We start from the raw sequence: 20921 nt of genomic DNA on the forward strand, positions 1-20921 counted from the left end.
TTTATTTGGAATCCTATATTTAATCCGCACTAGTTCATAAGTTAAGTAATGGAATTTACATCAACTATTAATGCCACATTTCCGTCACCAAGTATTGTAGCCCCAGCCAAATACTTGATTCCAGTCAGGAGTTTACCCAAAGATTTAATAACTATTTCCTGCTGTCCTATAACACTGTCTACAACAAGTCCTGTCAGCTTTTCACCTTTTCTAACAATTACTATTTTTAACTGTTTCTGGTTAGCTTGTTCCTCCCTGTTTGGAACCTCAAGAGAATCAGCAAGCCTTGTAATAGGTACAACCATGTTACGAAGCAATATAACCTCTTGTCCCTGAACAGTTTTTACATCTTCTGCAGACCAATTATATATCTGATAAATTGAGCCTAATGGTATAGCATATTTTTCTCCGCCTACATTTACCAATAATGCTTGATATATTGCCAATGTCAACGGTAATTTTATAATAAATTTACTTCCCTTACCGCTTTGTGTTTCAACTTCAACTGTTCCTCCAAGCTGCTCAATTTTGGTTTTAACCACATCAAGACCCACACCTCTTCCTGACAATCCTGTAATCTTGTCAGCAGTACTGAAGCTTGGTCTAAATAAAAGCTCTATTGCATCTTGTTGAGTCATTGAATTAGCAGCTTCTCTAGTTATTATACCGTTTTCTACAGCTTTATTTTTTATCTTTTCTATATTTATTCCTGCACCGTCATCTTCAACCTCAATTAATACGTTATTTCCTGACTGGTATGCTGTGAGGTTAATTCTTCCTACCTCAGGCTTACCAAGTTCTTTTCTTTTTTCGGTAGATTCCAGACCGTGGTCACAGGAATTTCTGAGCAAGTGGATAAGAGGATCTCCGATTTCATCAATAACAGTCCTGTCAAGTTCTGTTTCCTCACCCGACATCTTCAATTCTATTTCTTTACCCAAATCCTTTGCGATATCTCTTATCATTCTAGGGAAACGGTTAAATACGGTCTCAACAGGAACCATTCTAACCTTCATAACAGCGTCATTGAGATTAGTAGTTATCCTTTCAAGATATTCAAGAGTTTCATGATATTCCTGAGGCTTTTCGGTTATATCAGTTCCTTCAAGTCTCGTTTTTGTTATTATAAGTTCTCCAACAAGATTCATTAAAACATCAAGTCTGTCAATATCAACTCTGACTGTTCTCTGTGTTTTTTTAGGAGCATTATTAGCACTTGGCTTTGGAGATTCTTGATGCTCAGTTACATGTTTTTGAGTCTCCTGCACAGTTTCACTGGCTTTTGCCTCAACAACAGGTTTGTCTGCTTCTGAAGCTGCAGAAGAACTGTCAGTATCAAACTTATCAAGAGTAGATATAACGACTTCATCAACTTCTGCTATGGAATTCAATTCCTTTTCAAAAAGCTGTTCATTTTCTTTTGATACTACAATTACTGTGAATTCATTATCAAATTTTTCATCCTCAATATCTTGTACTGAAGGCTGTGACTTTATAATTTCACCATATCTTTCCAATGTTTGGAATAATATAAATGCTCTTGCTGATTTCAACAGACACCCGCTATTAAGCACAAGAGTAATCTTTAAAGCATTGATGCCCATATCTTTTGCCTTGTTTACTGCATTTTTCTCAAACTCATCAAGTTGCATCTGTGCAGTTAAATATTTATCCTCATTAACAGGCTGTGCAGGCTTTTCTGCTGATCTTGTTTTCTCAGGAGTTTTAACTGTACCCTTATTGGCCAGTATCTCATTAAGGGCATCTATTACATTTTTATATTCCTTATCGCCCTCTCCGCCGGTATTAACTACACTGTTTACATAATTTTCAAGTGCATCAAGACATTTAAACAACACATCAACAAGGTCTGAAGTAACCTTGATTTCATCGTTTCTAATAGCATGAAGAACATTTTCCATGTCATGGGTTAATTTTGTCATTTTAGTATACCCCATGGTTCCTGCCATTCCTTTAAGTGTATGTGCCACCCTGAAAATCTCGTTTAACACATCTTTATCTTCAGGATCCTTTTCTATTTGCAAAAGGCACTCATTCAAACTCTGAACGTGTTCTTTTGCTTCCTCTATGAATATTTGTAAATATTGACTCATATCCATTTTAACGCACCCCCAAATATTGGATTATTTCACTTGGAATTTTATCAAGTGATACTATTTTGTCTACTGCTCCGGTTTGTACTGCCATTTTTGGCATTCCATAAACTACGCTTGTTTCTTCATCTTGGGCTATTATAAAACTTTTATTTACTTCCTTTAATTTTTTAATTCCTGCACTTCCATCAGCACCCATACCTGTCAGAATAACACCGATTATATTTTGTAACCCTGTTTCCGACAGAGAAGTCATCATAACATCTACTGATGGTCTATGTCCTCCAACAGGAGGCGATTTATCCAAATTAATTATTATATCACCATTTGCAGATGTTTGAATCTTCATATGTGAGTCCCCAGGTGCTATATATGCATAACCCTCAAGTACTTTTTCTTTATGGGTAGCTTCTTTGACTATCAAGTTACTCTTACTATCCAATCTTTCAGCCAGGGACTTAGTAAATCCAGGAGGCATGTGCTGAACTATCAGAACCGCTATGGACATATCTCCTGGCAAGTATGGTATAACTGTTTGCAATGCCTTTGGCCCACCTGTAGAACTTCCAATTGCTATAATATTTTTCACAGGCTTTCTGCCTTTTGAGGCTGCTCTTTTATCACTATCTATCGTCTTTTTTTGAATAGATTTTAGCTTAATGTTTTTAGCAATAATAATTTTCTCTATTATTTCATTTCTCTTAGAATCATTTTTTATTTCAAATATATTCTTTGGCTTTACAACAAAATCAACTGCACCTTCATCCAGTGCTCTTATGGTCATTTCAGTACCATACTCTGTTTCGCTTCCAAACATTATTACAGGTTTGGGAACTCTCTGCATAATTTGCTTCAAACAGTTAATCCCGTCCATTACAGGCATATCTACATCCAATGTTACCACATCCGGATGTAAATGATGTATTTTTTCCAATGCATCTTTACCATCAACAGCAGTACCCACCACAGAAATAGAATCATCTGAGTTAAGCATGTCTGACAGCACTTTTCTCATAAATGCAGAGTCATCTACAATCAATACCTTTATTGGATTGTTCTTTTTTAACTTTAAACTCATTGGTTACCTCAGCTTTATATTCGAAGTTTCATTGCTGACTTACTATTATCCTATTATTTTCATACTGTCTTTGTAGCCAATTTTATATACTTTAAATATAAATGTTTATTTTTTCCCCGTTAAACTTATAAAACATCCCAAAATAATCCCACTTAATTATAGTATACTCTCTTATTAATGAGTAAACAACCCAACAAAGCGGTTCAGGAAACCTTTTATGCCAGATTGTGTATTTTTTTGTTGATTCATGTCGTTTTTTATAAGTGTATCAGCAAGTTCTACAAATAACTTACTAGTATAATTTTTAGGATAACTTAACAAATACGGCTTTTGAAGTTTTACTGATTTTATTAACATCTGATCAAATGGCAGATAACCCAGTGAATGAAGTTTCATGCCTAAAAACTTTTCAGAAACCATTGCAAAGTTATTGTACACATTTTTAGCCTCTTGCTCACTTTCAGCTCTGTTTATCAAAACATTTATTGCACAGTCTTTTTTTATATTTGATACAGTCTTTACTAATGCATATGCATCGGTAATAGACGTGGGTTCCGGTGTTACAACAAGAACTACTTCGTCGGCAGACATTACAAAATTCATAACAGTATCAGATAAACCGGCACCTGTATCTATTAAAATATAATCAGCAATATGATCAAGTAATGACATATTTGCCATAAAAATTTCCAAAGAACTTTTGTCAAGGTTAATTAGTTCCTGTACACCTGAACCGCCGGAAATAAATTTTATATTTCCTGGTCCATCACACAGTATGTCCACTAAATCCTTTCCATTTTTAATACAATCCAACATTGTGTATTTAGGCACAATTCCAAATACAACATCTATATTTGATAAACCCAAGTCAGCATCAATTATTACAACTCTGTAGCCTCTTTGACTAAGAGCTATTGCAAGGTTTACGGTAACATTTGTTTTACCTACCCCACCTTTTCCACTGGTTACAGTAATAACCTTTGCACGTTTTTGCTCTGCTAAGTTTTGAGGCTGCTGCAGGTTTTCCTTTTTATTAAGATTATTAACTATCTGCCTTAACTTATCAGCTTGATCTATCATATTATGATATGCTCCCCAGTAAATTTTTTGATATCTTTTCCGTGTTAACCACTTCTATATCATCGGGTACGTTTTGTCCATTAGTTATATACGCCAGAGGTTTATCCGAATAGCATTTTGTATTAAGTATACTACCATAAACAGGCGTTTCATCAAGCTTTGTAAAGATAAGTCTGTAATTTGGTATAAATCCGTAGTTTTTAATTATATCTCTGCAATTTTTTGAGCTTACAGTTGCACTCAATACAAGAAATACCTCATCTGCATTGCAAACTTCTATGATTTTTTGTAATTCCTCAAACTTTTGTTTATCTCGGTAGCTGCATCCAGCAGTGTCTATAAGTATTACGTCCTTATCACTGTAATTCTCTATTTGGCTGCTAATTTCCTCTGTCGAATAGGCAATTGATATGGGTATTCCAAGTATTTCTGCATAAGTCTTAAGTTGGTCAACAGCAGCTATTCTATAAGTATCGGCAGTAATAAACCCAACATTTTTATTGTTTGTTAACATAAATGAAGCAGCAAGTTTAGCAAGTGTAGTTGTTTTTCCTACGCCGGTAGGGCCTACAAACAGTATTACCGTAGGCTTGCCATCCTGCCTGAAGTTGATAGGCTCTGCCTTTCCCAATATTGAAGATATAACAGATAACATAGCCAGTGATGCATCATTAATATTTCTTGCATCACTTTTCTCAGCAACTTCTTCAATGATCTTTTGAGCAATATCCTGATCTACTTCGTTTTTCAACAGGTTATTATATAATAATTGGAATACCTGTGATAATTTTGCAGTTTCATCGCTTTTAACAAAATCAGCACTTTTATTTTCCGGTTTTATAATGTCCAGTATACGGTCTAATAAAGTCTCTATTTTAGTTACTTTATTCTCTAGCTGAGTTATTTTTTCCTCTTTTTGTGATAGCATATTTTTAGGGTTTATGTCGTTTGCCAAGGAGCTGTCAGATCTTGCTAACTCCTTTTTGGACGCTTTTGCTGAATCATCATCTATCGCGGCCATTACCTCCATCATAGGACTGGTAAAGTACTTTTTAAAGCCTTTTTGTCTTACCTTTTTTGTACTCAGAATAATGGCATCATTTCCAAGATCCATTTTAACTTTCAGCAAAGCTTCCTGTGTATTTTTACCCATATAGCGCTTTATTTTCATACGTTAACCTCCGGATTTGTTTGCAACAGATTACGCTTATTAATCTACATTAAACAGTCACTGTTCCTACTGATTGTATTTCTACCCCAGAATCAACTTCATTATAAGATAAAACCACTAAACCTGGAATTACATTTTCTGTCATACGTTTAAAATATAATCTTACAACAGGCGAAGCCAGTATAATAGGTTGACTTCCCAGTTGTATTAATCTTTGAACATTTTTTGAAACACTATTTATTATTGTATTAGATACAGCAGGGTCAAGAGCAAGATATGATCCAAACTCAGTTTTTTGTATAGAATCCAGTATCATCTGCTCTACCTTAGGATCCAGTGTAATTACATTTGTATTTCCGTTAAGGAATTTCTGTGATATTGACCTTCCTAAAGCCTGACGCACATACTCAGTCAACATGTCAACATCATGAGTAGCAGGAGCATAATCCGCCAAGGTTTCCATAATAGTAACCATATCTCGAATTGTTACATTTTCTTTTAAGAGGTTTGCAAGTACTTTTTGTATTTCACCTATGCTCATAATCTTAGGAACAAGTTCATCAACAATAGCAGGATAAGATTGCTTGATATTGTCCACCAATGCCTGTACTTCCTGCCTTCCAAGCAACTCAAATGAATGTTTCTTTATAACCTCAGTAAGATGTGTTGCAATAATTGAAGGTGGATCAACAACAGTATATCCCAGCATTTCAGCTTTATCCCTCTGATTTTCCTGAATCCATATTGCAGGCAAACCAAATGCAGGCTCTATGGTTTTTATACCCTCAAGCTCTTCATCAACATCCCCTGAATTCATTGCAAGGAAATAGTCAAACAATAATTCTCCCCTTGCAACCTGATTACCTTTTATTTTAATAATATACTCATTTGGTCCTATCTGAATGTTATCTCTTAATCTGATAACAGGTACTATCATACCAAGTTCAAGGGCCAATTGTCTTCTGATTAATACAACTCTATCCAGCAAATCTCCTCCCTGATTTACATCTGCCAGAGGGATAATGCCATATCCAAACTCAAGTTCTATAGGGTCAACCTGAAGAAGACTTACAACGTTCTCAGGTTTTCTGATTTCCTCAACTTCACTTTCTTGAATCTGTACTTCCTCATCCTTATCAGCTTCTTGTTGAAGTTGTTTAATTTTATAATCTACGAAAAATAGGACTGCAGCAAGAATTAGAAAAGGTATTGGGGTTAAAAAAGGTGCCATACCAATACTTAGTAGTGCTGCTATAATAAGAACTTTAGGATTATAGAATAACTGCTTTACAACATCTTTGTTAAGATCAGAATCTGCACCTGCACGTGTAACAATAAAGCTTGTAGCTGTTGACAGCATAAGTGCAGGCAACTGGCTTACCAGACCATCACCTATAGTCAAAATTGTGTATGCTTGTAAAGCTTCACTAATATCCTTACCAAGCATAACAACACCTATAATGATACCGCCTGTAATATTTATTAACGTAATAATAATACCTGCAATGGCATCATTTTTTACGAATTTACTGGCACCATCCATGGAACCATAAAAATCTGCTTCTCTTTGTATCTTTTTTCTGCGTTCTTTTGCTTCTGCATCATTTATAAGACCAGTATTCAAGTCGGCATCTATAGCCATCTGTTTACCAGGCATAGCATCCAAAGTAAATCTGGCAGCAACTTCTGCGACTCTTTCAGAACCTTTTGTAATTACTAAAAAGTTTACAATCATAATTATAAAGAATATAACAAAGCCAACAACCAGGTTATTTCCTCCTACAAATTGACCAAAACCCCTGATAACGTGGCCTGCTTCACCCTTTGCCAATATTAGTTTTGTGGCCGTAACATTCAGTGATAAACGAAATATGGTTGTAACAACTATCAACGTTGGAAAAACTGAAAGGTCAAGTGCCGTTTTAAGATATATTGTATTAAGCATAATTACAGCTGCAAGTACTATATTTACTGCAAGCAAAAAGTCCAACACTCCTGTAGGTATTGGCAAAATAAGATTTAAAATTGCAAGTACAACAACTAATGGTACAAAAAAATTGTTAATTTTTGCCACTTTTTGTCCCCCTTTTCCTAAGTAAAAACTTCGCTGCTATCCTGCCTTACCTCCGTTTTTCAAGTTGTATACAAAAGCAAGTATTTCCGCAACAGCTTGGTATAAATCAGGCGGAATAGCCTGTCCGATGTCTACTGTACTGTACAATGTTCTAGCCAATGGCTTGTTTTCAACAATCTGTACCTTATTATCAGCGGCTACCTGTTTTATTCTAAGTGCTATATAATCCTGTCCCTTTGCCACTACAAATGGTGCAGCCGCCTTTTCCGCATCATACTTTAGCGCTACGGCAAAGTGGGTAGGGTTAGTTATAACCACATCAGCCTTGGGAATATCCTGCATCATTCTTTTCATAGATATCTGACGTTGTTTCTGCTTGATTTTAGACTTAATCTCAGGATTTCCCTCTGTCTGTTTATATTCTTCTTTAACTTCCTGTTTAGTCATTTTCAGGTTCTTTTCATAATCATATCTTTGATATAGATAATCTGCAAATCCCAAAATCACCATAGCCATACATATTCTTAAAGCCACGGTAAATGCTGCATCAGCTATAAATATCAATATATTCATCAAATCAGTATCAATCAGGGTTAATACCTGCTCGGTTTTTGATTTGAGATATGAGTATGCTACCCAGCCTACAATTAATATTTTAATAATTGACTTTAATAATTCTACTACCGACCTTAAAGAAAAAATTCTTTTAAAGCCGCTTAATGGATTTATTCTATCTCCCTTAATTTTCAGGGTTTCCATGGTAAACAGTATTCCGACCTGTGCATAATTAACAATCAAGGCCGTTAGGAAAGCCACTAAAAGTAGCGGAAGCACCGTTTTTGCCAAAACCATTAAGACATCAATGAATAGATTCGCAAGTATATCAAAATCTATTGCATCATTGACTGTAAGATACTCATTAAATGTCTTCTTCAAATATTGTGTAAGCTGTGCGTAAATTGAACCACCAAATATCTTTATTGTAACAACCATTACAATAAGAATTAGCGATGCTGTTACTTCTCTACTCTGAAATACTTGTCCCTTTTTCCTTGCATCACTTTTCTTCTTTGGAGTTGCTTTTTCGGTTTTATCCTCTGCACCACCGGATGCAAAAAGCTGATAATTTAATTCTAGCTTACAATCTGCTTCAAATATATTGTTTGTTATGGGGTCTCTCATTCCATCCTCCAATTGGCAACGAATAAATATTTATGTTTTCAAGGAATTCCCCATATCCTCAAGGAACTTGAATATCTGTGTATTCATGTCATCTGTAATAACTGTCACTATATATACAAAAGCAGGTATTGTTACCATAACAATAAGTATACCCAAAAATATTTTCAAAGGCATACCGAGTATAAATACATTCATTTGAGGTATAGTCTTTGATATAATTCCCAAAACTACATCAGCAATAAATATTGCAGCTACTACAGGAGCGGCTATTTTAAAACCCATACTGAATACTCCTGCTATAATGCCTATTACATCATCTGTAAGCTTAGGACCGATTACACCGCTTCCTAATGGAACAATCTGAAAACTCTCATATAATGCCTTAATCAGCATATGGTGTCCATTAGTAACCAAAAAAATAATCATTGCCAATATAAAATAAAGATTTGCAGTAATAGGAATTTGTATATTTGACATTGGATCAAATACATTTACCATTCCAAATCCAATCTGCATGTCAATAATCTGTCCCGCCAGATATATACATGTAAATACCGCATAAGCTACAAATCCAATTACTATACCTACTAAAAATTCTTTTAATATATATAAAGCAAAAATCAAAAAATTATCAGTATTAATTACATGGTCCACCCTTATTACACTAGACGCTAAAATAGCAGTTATAAAGGCAAATCCAACTTTATAGTATACAGGAATGTTCCTTCTTCCAAAAATGGGAGCTGTTACAAACAACCCTGTCATCCTTACAAATATAAGTAGAAATAGTTCTACACTATTAAGCAATATACCAAAAGGTATCTGCAATGATCTCAACTCCCAAATTATTTTATAAACTGATTAATGTTTATAAATATATTCTGTGTATATTCTATCAGTACTCTCAACATCCATGAACCAAAAAGTGCTATGGCTGCTACAACCGATAAAATTTTCGGAACAAAAGTCAAAGTCTGCTCCTGAATCTGTGTAGTTGCCTGAAAAATACTTATTACCAAACCGACAACCATACTGATTAACAGAATAGGTGCGGATACATACAATATTACTTTTAAAGCTTCTTGTGCGATGTTTATAATGCTGCTCTCGTCCATTGAGAATCCACCCCTCTATACACTAACGTAAAACTATTACTCAATATACAAACCAACTTTGTCCACCCGGTTTCTCACCGGGCAAAACTAGTAATAATTGATTGTGTAAGCATAGACCATCCGTCCACCAGCACAAAAAGTAATATCTTAAAAGGCAATGAAATCATAATTGGAGGAAGCATCATCATACCCATTGCCATCAATGAACTTGAAACAACCATATCAATTATTAAAAATGGAAGAAATATCAAAAATCCAAATTTAAATGCTACTGTAAGTTCACTAATTAAGAAGGCCGGAGCAACTACTTTAAGCGACAGTTTTGAAGCATCTTGAACCTTTACAGGGTCCTTCTGACCTCCAAGAGTCATAAATAATTCTAAATCCTTTTCCCTTTTATTGCTGAATATCTGCTTAACCATCCAGGTTTTAATGCTTTGAGAGCTTTTATCTATTGCCTGCTGCTGTGTAATTTTCCCTTGGGTATATGGCTGAAATGCATTGTCATTGATATCAGACAATACGGGACTCATAACAAACAGTGTAATAAATAAAGCTAAACCTATTAATACCTGATTAGGCGGCATCTGCTGTGTTCCAAGAGCATTTCTCAAAAATGACAGAATAATTATTATTCTGGTAAATCCTGTCATCATAATTAATATTGAAGGAGCAATTGCCAGAACCGTTAATGTTAATAAAAGCTGTATACTCGAAGAAACCTCTTTAGGGTCACTGGATGCACCTATATTTATACCATCTTTAGTAACAGATACTGTTGGTTCAGCAAGGGCCTGTCCGCCCATTAAGCAAAAAATAACAACCAGAATTCCGGTAAATACTATTAACCTTTTAAATTTCTTCTTTTTATCCATTTTCTCTCCGATGATTATTCATACTATTTGACAGGTTTTTTAGCTTTTCTAAATTACTCCTGAATACCGCATTATTTTCGCTTTCATTTTCATGTTGCGAAGGTTCAGAAACTTTTTCTTTAGTCTTTGCACCAAAAGTTAACCCGTTAGTATACTTTTTCAGTATTGATTTAAAATCAACAACCTCTGAAATTGGATTTTTTATTTCTTGCTCCTGATAATCATTGATACTCACCTTTGATAAAAATTCAACATTTTTATTTGAAGCTGCTACAAGAAAAAATTCATTAGCAACTTTAACAAGGTGAATCCTGTTATTGATACCAAGGTTAAGTGTCTCAATAATCTGCATGTAATTTCCTTTAAGTATTTTCTTGGACTTATATGCCAAATACCTTGTAGTCAGAAGCAATAGAACCATAACTACTATAAAAGCCAGTATAACATTAACCACGGTCATAATAATTCATTAAGCTCCTCTTGTAATTTTTGTATGAAAACTTACATGCTTTCTAATTCAGACTAACTCATCCATTATAAAATATCCTGCTGTTATCAGTAAAAGTTGTATGGCAATAGAAGCAAATTTCTTTAACATACAACTTTCTCAGCACTCAGCAGGATATCACAATATAAAGCCTGTTTTTTTATTAACCAATAACTTTTTTTACTGCTTCAACAACACGGTCTGCTTGGAATGGTTTAACTATAAAATCCCTAGCACCTGCTTGAATTGACTCAATAACCATAGCCTGCTGTCCCATAGCTGAGCACATAATAATTTTGGCATCACTATGTATTTTTTTAATCTCTCTAACTGCTGTTACACCATCCATTTCAGGCATAGTGATATCCATTATTACTAAATCAGGAGTAAGTTCCTTATATTTTTCGATTGCCTTTAACCCATTGTCAACATCAGCAGCTATTTCATAACCATTTTTTGATAAAATATCTTTAATCATCATCCTCATAAATGCTGCATCGTCAACAATTAAAATACTCTTCCCCATAACCAATCTCTCCTTAACAATTTGTTGATTTTATAACTATAATCGTTTTGATGGATGAATTATATCTGTAATCCTTACACCAAAGCTTTCATCAATAACAACAACTTCTCCTTTGGCAATAGCTTTTCCGTTGACTAATATGTCTACGGGGTCACCTGCCAGTTTATCGAGTTCAATTACTGAACCCGCTCCAAACTCAAGTATATCTTTAATCAATTTTTGAGTTCGTCCTAGTTCAACTGTTACTTGCAGAGGTAAGTCCATAATAAGACTTATGTTCTTTTTCTCTGTTGCTGAAAGCCCATCATCAAAAGCCTGAAACTGCACAGGCTGAACATTTACAGGACTCTTTTGCCTTTGAGGCTCCTGATAACCTCCGTCAAAACCAAAGTTTGGCATTGCCTGCTGCATCATTGGCTGTGGCGTTTGCTGCTGCATCATCGGTTGTGACATTTGTGGCTGCATTACCGATTGTACAGGTGGCTCAATATATGAATTCTGATTACTGAACGAAGGAGCTTGCTGTGGTGGAACAGGTGTATTCTGAGGTTCAGGTATTGAAGCATCCTTTTTATCTTCTGTTGAATTCAGTAATGATGATACAAGTTCTTTGGCAAACTTAATTGGAAGTAACTGCATTATTTCGCTATCAATTAAGTTTCCAACAACCATTTTAAATGCTATTTTAACCAATTGCTCGTTTGGCTTAAAATCACCATATGGATCACTGCTATCAAAACTTATTGTATAAGCCTTTGGTGGTGAAATATCAATCCTCTTAGAAAACATGGACGACATAGATGTCGCTGAGGAGCCAATCATTTGATTCATGGCTTCACTGATCGCACTTAAATGAAGATCAGTCAAATCACCGTCTATTTTAACACCTTCTCCTCCCATCATTAAATCAGTAATGATTTTAACATCATCCTGCTTTAAGATTAAAAGATTAGAACCAACCAATCCGTCTGTATATTCTACTTTTACAGCAACATACTGAGAAGAATAGCTCTTTGATAACTCCTCCCAAGTAGATAGTGTTACATTTGGAGTAGTTATTGTTACCTTCTGGGATAATAAAGTAAATAAAGTTGTTGCAGAAGTACCCATACTTATATTACCAATTTCACCCAGTGCATCAATTTCCTGTGATGTTAAAGTATCATTTGTACTATTGCTGCCTGTTGCATCGTCTGGTTCTTCTGAAGAGGAAGTACCATTCAATAGTGCATCTATTTCTGCTTGTGTGAGCATATCCCCCATTAATCTTCCTCCCTTCTAAGAACTTCAGTAATTTTAACTGCTACTTTATTCTTCTTTACACCTGGTTTAGCATTAAATTTAGGTAAATCACCTACAAGTATTTCAAGGTCCCCATTAACATTTGTATCAAGAGGCAAAACATCTCCGCTTTGCAAATCAAGAAACTCGCTTATGCTTATGGAAGTCCTTCCTAATACTGCCCTAACCGGAACATACGTATGTTCAATCTTAAACTCAATATCAGATTTATTATGCTCAACTTTTTCATTCTCAACATTGGTAAACCAAAGTTTTGTACTGAGTTTAGGCATTATAGGTTCAACTGTCATATGCGGAATACAAATGTTAATCATACCCTTTACTTCCCCTACTACAACATTCAATGTAATCAAAGCAACCATTTCATTTGGATGGATTATCTGTGCAAACTGTGCATTTGTCTCAATTTTTTCAAGTCTTGGTTTTATGGCAATTATGCTCTCCCAAGGCTCTCTCATTAAATTGAGCATCTGAATGATAATCCTTTCTATAATAGCTAATTCTATTTCTGTAAATGAACGTATACGTTCCATTGATGCACCCCTGCCCCCAAGAATTCTATCAATAAGAGCATATGCAATGCTAGGGTCCATTTCAAATATAACAGAACCATTTAATGGAGTAAAATCAACAATAGCAAGAATTATCGGGTTAGCCAAAGAATTACTGAATTCACTGTATTGCAAGGCATCCACCGACAAAACATCTACCTGTACCAATGATCTTAAATATCCCGATAAAAACGACTGAACGAGTCGTGCATAGTTTTCATTGATAAATTGCAATGTTCTTTTATGATCATTTGCAAACTTAGGCGGTTTTTTAAAGTCATGAATTTTAACTTTCTTCTCAGTTTTTGTTGATTGAATTTGCTGAACATCTATATCGCCTGTTGTTAAAGCCTTTAACAGCTCATCAATCTCATTTTGAGAAAGTATATCACCCACAAGCTCACCCCCCTATTGATATAACATGTAGTCGAATACCAATGCGTGAACTAGAGGATTTGACTTCTTTTCGTTTTTTGTAAGTATTTCATTTATCTTTTTTGTGAGATAATCAGAGGCTTTATTACTAGCATCCACCTGACTTATATCTTCAAGAGTCTGCCCCTTAAAGTATGTTCCTATGGCATCATTAATCTCACCTGAATAGAAATCAATCTTGGCTGCTACTTCTTCTTCCTTCATGTCATCGACTTCTTTAAAATACTTAAGACTGGCAGTAACCGAAACAACTGCAATTTGCTTGTCATTGGTCTTTTTAAGGTTAAAGTTTTTATTTTCAAAAAGTTTCTTTACAGCAAGATCACTATCGGACGGTACCTTATCGGTTACAACAACAACTTCCTTATCTGATCCGGAATCGTTGTTTCCAAAAAAGAAAAACCCTATTGCAAGGAAAGCAAGTGTAATCGATAGAAAAGCTACAATCACCAATAAAATAAAATAGCTGCTTTTTCCCTCCAAATTTATTTCCCCCTTTAAGCTTATGTATCCAGCAAATAATTACATTAGCATATTAAATATAAATTCATTATTTATTAAGGTTTATCTTATTATCTAGAACTTCAAGACTAATTATTATTAGCGTATTTCAAAATACCAGCTTTAAATTTCGTTACCTTTTCAACAATCTCATCAACGCTCTCACAAACTACATATTTTTTACCGTTTGTAAGTGTTATAACAGTATCTGGTGTACTCTCAAAACACTCTATTAAATCGCTGTTTAAGACAAATGACATCTTGTTTAACTTGGTTAATCTTATTATAATATTTTTGCTCCAAAAACACAATAGATAAATCTCAACAAATTTACAAATGTTGAATGAAAAAGTAAATTCCACTTTTAAAAAGTTAGAGTAGAATTTAGTCTTACGTAAATTCCACTACTTCATGTATAATTAATTTTGGTTTCCCAATCCGCAGTGAAAGGAGTTAATTATGTCTAATTTAATACCAGGAAACCAAAAACATCTCACCCTTGATAATAGGATTTTTATTGAAAAATCACTAGACAACAATTTACCTTTTAAAGTGATTGCGAAATATTTGTGCAAAGACCCTACTACTGTTTCAAAGGAAGTCAAGAAACACCGTTCTCTTACTTCTAGAAACAATTTTGTATCCCATAATCATTGTGTTCATCGTGGTAAATGTGGCCTTACAAATGTCTGCAAACGTACTGTTGCTTGTAAGAAGCAATGCAGAACATGTAATGCTTGTAATACCCATTGTGACCAGTTTAAAAATGAAATATGCAGTAAAGTATTAAAGGCTCCTTTTGTTTGTAACGGTTGTTCTAAAAAAGCTGGATGCAGGCTTGATAAATATTTCTACAAAGCAACTCAGGCTAATCGTCAATATAAGACTATCCTTGTTGAATCTAGAAATGGAATCAATATATCTGAAGATTCACTTAATCAGATGGATGCAATTGTCACACCTTTAATTTTGCAGGGGCAGACTCCGTACCAAATACTTAAAAATCATCCCGAAATAAAATGTTCTGAAAAAACAATTTATAATTATATTGCATCTGGTGTGTTATCTGTGAAAAACATTGATCTCCCCAGAAAAGTAAAGTATAAGCCTCGCAAACAAGACAGACCAAAAGCCAAAGATACAGGGATTTTTGAAGGACGAACTTATAATGATTTCATGAAATATATGGAAGCCCATCCAGAGACGAATGTTGTTGAAATGGATACAGTAGTCGGTTGTGAGGGTAGCCGAAAAGTACTACTTACATTATTCTTTCGCAGCTGCAAATTGATGTTAATTTATCTATTGCCAGATAAGACAGCAACTTCTGTTAAAAAAACATTTGACCATCTGGAAGAAAAAATGTCTCCTATCGGCTTCTACAACACATTTCCAGTTATTTTAACAGACAGAGGTACGGAATTTTCAAACCCAGAAGGACTGGAATGTGGGATTGATAATACCATACGCACATCCATATTTTTTTGTGATCCTATGGCTTCGTGGCAAAAACCAGGTATAGAAAAGAACCACGAATATATACGTTCTGTTCTTCCCAAAGGCTCATCCTTTGATAAACTGACGCAATGGGATGTAACAAGACTTGCAAATCATATTAACAGTACAGCAAGAGCCAGTCTAAATGGTAGAACCCCATTAGAACTGGCTCAATTGCTACTGGAAAAACATGCATTAAATGCATTCGGACTAAGAGAGATATCCTGCGACGATATCATCCTAAAACCAAAACTGCTGAAATAGAAACACAAACCAAGAGTTAAAACTGCGGATAGAAACCTCAATATCAACTCTATTCCGAGTGGAATTTAGTTTTACAAAAAATCCTCCAGTCGGCTGTTTGCCATGCAATTTTTTCTTCAGAGCAATTTTCTGTATGCTTATTATACTATATTTCAGGCACAAAGAATATAGTTCAAAGACTTGATTTAGTGGAATTTACTCTTCATTGTGGAATTAAAATTTACAGTGGAATTTAACTTTTCAATTAACGACAAATTTACAAAACAGGACCAAAACCGATATTTTATTACTATAGACTAGGCTTTAAGCCTTAGTCTATAGTAATAATTAACTAATTAAGTTACCTCTTTAGGTTTACAAGTTCCTGCAGCATTTCATCTGAGGTAGTTATTATTCTACTGTTTGCCTGGAACCCTCTTTGTGTAATAATCATATCCGTAAACTCTCTTGAAAGGTCTACATTGGACATTTCAAGTGTTCCTGGACTCAATGTACCTACTCCCTGTGAACCTGCCGGTACACCTTTTGTAAAGTCACCTGAGTTAGTTGTAGGCATAAACAGATTTCCTCCAACCTTTTGCAAACCGGCAGGATTATCAAATCCTGCAAGTGCTATAAGTCCCAGCGGCTGCTGCTGACCGTTGCTGTAAACACCTGTAAGCATACCATCTGAACCAATATTAAAAGTAACAAGGTTTCCTGTTGTGTATCCATTGACATTAGATGGTTTCACGGAGCTATCAGCTGCAAACTGAGTTAACTTTTTGAAATCAAGAGTAATATTAATTTTATTAGTACCACTATTGGCACCTGGATCAAATTCAAGAATTGCTTGCTCAGGTGCATCATCGTCACCTACAACAAGTTTTCCTTTTGAATTAAACTTTAGTTTTCCTTCATCTGCTGATACCACATTGCCATCTCTGTCACTAATAGTATATGTCCACTCTGTACCAGGTTCCGTTCCATCTGTTCCATCCGGCAATTTCACAGGTATATCAGTTAAACTGCCTGTCTTTTTGAAATTTACCATAAGTTCGTGTGCATTTCCCAATGAATCATAAATTGTAAATGGTACTGTAAATTGAGGATCTGCATCGTCAGGATCTGCTAATAAAGGTAACGCTGAATTCAAGTTTCCTGAAAATTCAGCATAAGTAGTAGCCTTAGCTGCTATAATCTTCTTGTTACCATTGGTTATATCAGAGTAAAGGTTAATAGGAGTTATTTCAGACTCAGTATCAAACTTTACCGTACCATCCCCTAATATTTCATACTTAGTCCATCCATATACATTCATACCATCCCCTGACACCAGATTTCCTAACTTATCAAGGCCAAAATTCCCTGCCCTGGTGAATTTAAAAGTATCTGCAGCAGAGCCCTTTACTATAAAGAAGCCATCTCCTGAAATAGACAAATCAGTAGGATTATCGGTTCTTTGAGGACTTCCGCCAGTCATTTGGTTATCAATTGAACCAACCGCAATACCCAGACCAATCTGCATAGGATTTGTTCCTCCTCTTGCAGTGGCAGCGTCAGGTGCTCCGGCACCTCTCAATGTCTGATTGAATATTTCCTGGAAGGTTACTCTTCCTGCTTTAAATCCTAAAGTGTTTACATTTGCAACGTTATTACCTATAACGTCCATTTTTGCCTGGTGTGCCTTTAGTCCTGAAACACCAGAAAACATAGATCTCATCATAATTTATTGACCCCCTCATTTAAGGTATCTTATTGTTCCGTCCGTCGTTCGGGAACATTCTTTCAGCCTCCCGTTAGGGTCCAGCCGAGTTTTATTGTGCTATGCAAAAATTGCACCATCAATGTTTGTAAATACGTTTTCTTTCAATTCACTATTGTTCACTGCCGTTACAACCGTTTTGCTGTTTACATTAACAACAAATGCCATGTCATCAAGTATTACCAGCGAGTCCTTAATCCCTTTGAGCTGAGCTTTTGAAACTGCATTACTGATCTTTTCCTTTTGAGTCTGGGTAAGATCAATATTTCTGGCTTGCATTCTCATTTCAGCATGCTTTGAAAATTTAACTCCGGAACCCTTGTCAATTGCCTGCTGAAGAAAATTCTCAAAGTTAACTCCTGCAGAATTACTATTGACATTTCTGGGATTCCCTGTTTGAACCTTCCCGGTTGTTAATGGCGGTTTAATTATCCTGTTTGAATAATTATTATTGATTACCATAACTCACCTTCTTTCACTTAGCTACTCCCAATGTATCTTCCTATGGTTTCTGTATATTTGATACACTGTACACTGATATATACATATTATCAAGTACTGCAGTTACCTTACCTGTGTTTTCATCTATACTGTAGCTCTTCAGTGTCGCTGTAACAGGTACCTTTGCTCCTGTAGCGCTATCCTTTATGGTTACCTTAACCTGCTTATCTGCTTCGGTTGTTCCGTTTAGCTTTTCTTCAAGATAGTTCTTGAGATAATTCGGATCCACAGCAGTTGAGCCTGTTACTTCGGCAATTTCAACATCTACATCGTCCATTACCGCATAATCTTCATTAAGTCCTCTCTGAATCTGCTTAACATTTCCTGAGAGATAAATTACATTGCCATTGGATGAATCGTATACCGCACCTTTTACTTTAAAACCTATCAGATTTGAATAATCAGCCAGGTTCTCATATGAATTGTAAAGTGCGTCATCAACCTGAATAATACTATCTACATCAACATCCTTATTATTAACTACAACAAAGGTTTTTCCGTCCTTCATTTTTACGCTTGTAACAGTACCCTGTACAGAACTAACTTCAAGTGTTCTGTCATCTGTAGTTGTTGCCGTAACGACTTTTCCTATCAGGGTAAATGCCTGAGATTTAGTCATAGAACCGTTCATATTCTGCATTTGCTCCAGAGAACTGAACTGAGCCATTTGGGCAATAAACTCTTTGTCGTCTACAGGTTCCAATGGATCCTGGTATCTTAACTGTGTTACCAGAAGATTAAGAAAATCATTTTTTCCAAGTTCACCACCGGTTTTTCTAGCGGCTGCTTCCTGCTTGTTCTTGGTACTTTCAATTATCTGGTCAATTGTAAGTGAGTTATTTATTCCGCTGGTTTGTGCCATAATCGTACCTCCTTTCTATGCTGTCAGGTTAATTGTATTGAGCTCATCTGTATACTGTGCCAACCTCTCTGGAAGATTCTCCAAAAGACTTACTCCGGCAACAGTTGTCTCTGTCCCACCTTCAGCGTGTTTTATTCTGTTTAGCGAACCGTTATTTTTGCCTTGTGACAAACTCTGGTTACGGCTTTCACTTCTATTATCCTGTCCAATCTGAACGCTTACACCGTCTATTGCTATGCCTTGTTTTTGCAGTGAATCCTTCAGCAGCTGCATGTTTGTTTCAATAATTTCCTTTACTTGCTGACTTTCAGCTATAAATTTAGCAGCTACAATACCCTGCTCAGTAACAACCTTTAGTTCAAGCTTTCCTAAATGATCCGGTTTTAGCTGAATAACCATTTCTGATTTATCCTGCCCCAAAATCACTTTAGCCTGCTCAATAACCTGATTTACAACATCTACGGTTTTAATAGGTTGCCGAACTGAAAAAACTGATTTTTCAGCAGTTACCTGACTGTTATTTAGAACGGCTTTAATATCCCCAACTACCTGAAAGTTTTGCTGTAAATTCTGCTCATCTGTTGTTGCTGCTTGAGGTGAAGTATTCAGCATTTGCAGTTCCAACTGCGGTTTGGTTGACTCTGATTTTTCATCATTATTCTCACTGGACATATCCTTTGCATTAGCTTCGGCTTCAACTTTATTTGAATCAGCTTTTTTGCCGTCACCTTCAAGAGATATTTCCTCCACAACATCTGTGTCAATATTTTGAGAAACAACAGTTTCTACGGGTTGCGACTGTGATTTCATTACTGCAATTATTTTTGCTGCTTCCTCACTGATTAGCCCCTGATTATTCTGTCCATTTTCAATAAGTGTATCCAGTTTCTCTTTAATATTTGAAGCCATCTTTGACAAATCAACAGACACTTTTCCTGCCTGTAAGTCATCACTATCATTGCCAGAGGAAATGTTATTACTATTTTCAGTAGCAACTTCTGACTCAGGTTTTATCTGTTTTGTAACTTCTGTGGCCAGCTTTAGAAGAATGTCCTTTTGCTTGTCATTGAGCTCAAGTAAATCTGATACCTTTTGCATAAAAATAGCCAGTTTACCAATATCCTTGAGATCTTTCAAGGAGAAACCAAGTTGTTTTGCCAGGTCAGCCAATTGTCCGGGGGTAATCCCTAACATTTGTGCAAGAGCCACAATCTGCTCATCATACATTTCAACTGCTTGAGCATCATCAGTGTTTACATCTGATAATTCCTTATTGGAATCGGCTTGTACAACTGACTTTGTGGAGACAGGCTTTCTACTCATCTGAACTTCTGCAAATGACTTAAACTTTGATTTACTGTCATTGTCCTGGACTGTATTGTTGTTTACTGCGGTATCATTACGTTTTGAATAATTGCTCACAGTGGTATCAAGAACTGATTTAAAAGCTGTACCAGCTGAACTCTGTGACGTTTTGGATTTTATATTCAAAATGTCATTACCGCTGTTCTGATTCAAGTTGAGTTTTAGTAAATCTCTACTAGTCGTTATCATTTTCTCAC

The 20921-nt window shown here is 35.5% G+C and carries 20 protein-coding genes; 1 reads left to right on the forward strand and 19 read right to left on the reverse strand.

All coding sequences use genetic code 11. The features are described 5' to 3' along the window. Positions 1 to 41: 41 nt before the first annotated feature. From K412_RS0100905 to K412_RS0100975, 15 genes are all read right to left on the reverse strand, one after another. Entirely contained in the window at positions 42 to 2120 is a 2079-nt protein-coding gene (locus tag K412_RS0100905; protein WP_024831357.1) for a chemotaxis protein CheA, read from the reverse strand. A 1-nt stretch (position 2121) separates the two neighbouring features. After that, positions 2122 to 3192, reverse strand: a complete 1071-nt coding sequence (locus K412_RS0100910; RefSeq protein WP_024831358.1) for a protein-glutamate methylesterase/protein-glutamine glutaminase — start codon at positions 3190 to 3192, stop codon at positions 2122 to 2124. A 174-nt stretch (positions 3193 to 3366) separates the two neighbouring features. Next, the gene (locus tag K412_RS0100915) at positions 3367 to 4272 is read right to left on the reverse strand and encodes a MinD/ParA family protein (protein ID WP_024831359.1); all 906 of its coding nucleotides are present in this window, start codon (positions 4270 to 4272) and stop codon (positions 3367 to 3369) included. Position 4273: 1 nt separating this feature from the next. Beyond that, positions 4274 to 5443, reverse strand: coding sequence for a flagellar biosynthesis GTPase FlhF (flhF, locus tag K412_RS0100920; protein ID WP_024831360.1), 1170 nt, complete (start codon positions 5441 to 5443; stop codon positions 4274 to 4276). Positions 5444 to 5492: 49 nt separating this feature from the next. Continuing rightward, positions 5493 to 7517, reverse strand: a complete 2025-nt coding sequence (gene flhA / locus K412_RS0100925) for a flagellar biosynthesis protein FlhA (RefSeq protein WP_024831361.1) — start codon at positions 7515 to 7517, stop codon at positions 5493 to 5495. 36 nt (positions 7518 to 7553) lie between these two features. Beyond that, complete coding sequence (gene flhB, locus K412_RS0100930; protein ID WP_024831362.1) at positions 7554 to 8699, reverse strand: flagellar biosynthesis protein FlhB; 1146 nt, start codon at positions 8697 to 8699, stop codon at positions 7554 to 7556. A 30-nt stretch (positions 8700 to 8729) separates the two neighbouring features. After that, entirely contained in the window at positions 8730 to 9527 is a 798-nt protein-coding gene (gene fliR, locus K412_RS0100935; protein WP_024831363.1) for a flagellar biosynthetic protein FliR, read from the reverse strand. Between the two features lie 17 nt (positions 9528 to 9544). Then, positions 9545 to 9814 carry a flagellar biosynthesis protein FliQ gene (fliQ, locus tag K412_RS0100940; RefSeq protein WP_014313932.1) on the reverse strand — a complete coding sequence of 90 codons (270 nt, stop codon included), beginning with the start codon at positions 9812 to 9814 and terminating at the stop codon, positions 9545 to 9547. 74 nt (positions 9815 to 9888) lie between these two features. Next, complete coding sequence (gene fliP, locus K412_RS0100945) at positions 9889 to 10689, reverse strand: flagellar type III secretion system pore protein FliP (protein WP_024831364.1); 801 nt, start codon at positions 10687 to 10689, stop codon at positions 9889 to 9891. After that, the gene (locus K412_RS0100950; RefSeq protein ID WP_034847032.1) at positions 10682 to 11149 is read right to left on the reverse strand and encodes a flagellar biosynthetic protein FliO; all 468 of its coding nucleotides are present in this window, start codon (positions 11147 to 11149) and stop codon (positions 10682 to 10684) included. Before K412_RS0100950 ends, fliP begins: the two co-directional genes overlap by 8 nt. A gap of 190 nt (positions 11150 to 11339) precedes the next feature. Continuing rightward, positions 11340 to 11702: a response regulator gene (locus tag K412_RS0100955; RefSeq protein WP_004621994.1), complete on the reverse strand. Its 363-nt coding sequence runs from the start codon at positions 11700 to 11702 to the stop codon at positions 11340 to 11342. Positions 11703 to 11738: 36 nt separating this feature from the next. Continuing rightward, positions 11739 to 12965 carry a flagellar motor switch phosphatase FliY gene (gene fliY, locus K412_RS0100960; RefSeq protein ID WP_024831366.1) on the reverse strand — a complete coding sequence of 409 codons (1227 nt, stop codon included), beginning with the start codon at positions 12963 to 12965 and terminating at the stop codon, positions 11739 to 11741. After that, complete coding sequence (fliM, locus tag K412_RS0100965; protein ID WP_024831367.1) at positions 12965 to 13951, reverse strand: flagellar motor switch protein FliM; 987 nt, start codon at positions 13949 to 13951, stop codon at positions 12965 to 12967. Before fliM ends, fliY begins: the two co-directional genes overlap by 1 nt. Positions 13952 to 13963: 12 nt before the next feature. Next, a complete protein-coding gene (locus K412_RS0100970; RefSeq protein WP_024831368.1) occupies positions 13964 to 14473 on the reverse strand; it encodes a flagellar basal body-associated FliL family protein in 510 nt (169 codons plus the stop codon). A gap of 107 nt (positions 14474 to 14580) precedes the next feature. After that, a complete protein-coding gene (locus tag K412_RS0100975; protein ID WP_024831369.1) occupies positions 14581 to 14778 on the reverse strand; it encodes a flagellar FlbD family protein in 198 nt (65 codons plus the stop codon). 172 nt (positions 14779 to 14950) lie between these two features. Here K412_RS0100975 and K412_RS0100980 point away from each other — a divergent pair, with 172 nt between their 5' ends. Further along, positions 14951 to 16252, forward strand: coding sequence for an IS30 family transposase (locus tag K412_RS0100980; RefSeq protein ID WP_024831370.1), 1302 nt, complete (start codon positions 14951 to 14953; stop codon positions 16250 to 16252). A gap of 340 nt (positions 16253 to 16592) precedes the next feature. Here the strand turns inward: K412_RS0100980 and K412_RS0100985 are convergent, their stop codons facing one another. The 4 genes from K412_RS0100985 to K412_RS0101000 all read right to left on the reverse strand — a co-directional run bounded on the left by K412_RS0100985 (position 16593) and on the right by K412_RS0101000 (position 20913). Further along, a complete protein-coding gene (locus tag K412_RS0100985) occupies positions 16593 to 17957 on the reverse strand; it encodes a flagellar hook protein FlgE (RefSeq protein ID WP_024831371.1) in 1365 nt (454 codons plus the stop codon). Positions 17958 to 18056: 99 nt separating this feature from the next. Continuing rightward, on the reverse strand, positions 18057 to 18458 hold the full coding sequence (locus K412_RS0100990; RefSeq protein WP_024831372.1) for a TIGR02530 family flagellar biosynthesis protein: 402 nt from the start codon (positions 18456 to 18458) through the stop codon (positions 18057 to 18059). 40 nt (positions 18459 to 18498) lie between these two features. Then, on the reverse strand, positions 18499 to 19359 hold the full coding sequence (locus K412_RS0100995) for a flagellar hook capping FlgD N-terminal domain-containing protein (RefSeq protein ID WP_024831373.1): 861 nt from the start codon (positions 19357 to 19359) through the stop codon (positions 18499 to 18501). A 15-nt stretch (positions 19360 to 19374) separates the two neighbouring features. After that, complete coding sequence (locus K412_RS0101000) at positions 19375 to 20913, reverse strand: flagellar hook-length control protein FliK (protein WP_024831374.1); 1539 nt, start codon at positions 20911 to 20913, stop codon at positions 19375 to 19377. Positions 20914 to 20921 lie beyond the last annotated feature (8 nt).

This window comes from Ruminiclostridium josui JCM 17888 (assembly GCF_000526495.1).
GTDB classification, from domain to species: Bacteria; Bacillota; Clostridia; order Acetivibrionales; family DSM-1351; genus Ruminiclostridium; species Ruminiclostridium josui.

What these genes read in the sequence shown, in the direction of transcription:
- K412_RS0100990 (WP_024831372.1), bottom strand. Translation starts at nt 18,458, where the DNA reads ATGGTAATCAATAATAATTATTCAAACAGGATAATTAAACCGCCATTA.
- K412_RS0100995 (WP_024831373.1), bottom strand. Translation starts at nt 19,359, where the DNA reads ATGGCACAAACCAGCGGAATAAATAACTCACTTACAATTGACCAGATA.
- K412_RS0101000 (WP_024831374.1), bottom strand. Translation starts at nt 20,913, where the DNA reads ATGATAACGACTAGTAGAGATTTACTAAAACTCAACTTGAATCAGAAC.
- K412_RS0100915 (WP_024831359.1), bottom strand. Translation starts at nt 4,272, where the DNA reads ATGATAGATCAAGCTGATAAGTTAAGGCAGATAGTTAATAATCTTAAT.
- fliP (WP_024831364.1), bottom strand. Translation starts at nt 10,689, where the DNA reads ATGGATAAAAAGAAGAAATTTAAAAGGTTAATAGTATTTACCGGAATT.
- fliQ (WP_014313932.1), bottom strand. Translation starts at nt 9,814, where the DNA reads ATGGACGAGAGCAGCATTATAAACATCGCACAAGAAGCTTTAAAAGTA.
- K412_RS0100905 (WP_024831357.1), bottom strand. Translation starts at nt 2,120, where the DNA reads ATGGATATGAGTCAATATTTACAAATATTCATAGAGGAAGCAAAAGAA.
- flhB (WP_024831362.1), bottom strand. Translation starts at nt 8,699, where the DNA reads ATGAGAGACCCCATAACAAACAATATATTTGAAGCAGATTGTAAGCTA.
- K412_RS0100985 (WP_024831371.1), bottom strand. Translation starts at nt 17,957, where the DNA reads ATGATGAGATCTATGTTTTCTGGTGTTTCAGGACTAAAGGCACACCAG.
- K412_RS0100955 (WP_004621994.1), bottom strand. Translation starts at nt 11,702, where the DNA reads ATGGGGAAGAGTATTTTAATTGTTGACGATGCAGCATTTATGAGGATG.
- flhF (WP_024831360.1), bottom strand. Translation starts at nt 5,443, where the DNA reads ATGAAAATAAAGCGCTATATGGGTAAAAATACACAGGAAGCTTTGCTG.
- K412_RS0100910 (WP_024831358.1), bottom strand. Translation starts at nt 3,192, where the DNA reads ATGAGTTTAAAGTTAAAAAAGAACAATCCAATAAAGGTATTGATTGTA.
- fliY (WP_024831366.1), bottom strand. Translation starts at nt 12,965, where the DNA reads ATGGGGGATATGCTCACACAAGCAGAAATAGATGCACTATTGAATGGT.
- K412_RS0100950 (WP_034847032.1), bottom strand. Translation starts at nt 11,149, where the DNA reads ATGACCGTGGTTAATGTTATACTGGCTTTTATAGTAGTTATGGTTCTA.
- K412_RS0100980 (WP_024831370.1), top strand. Translation starts at nt 14,951, where the DNA reads ATGTCTAATTTAATACCAGGAAACCAAAAACATCTCACCCTTGATAAT.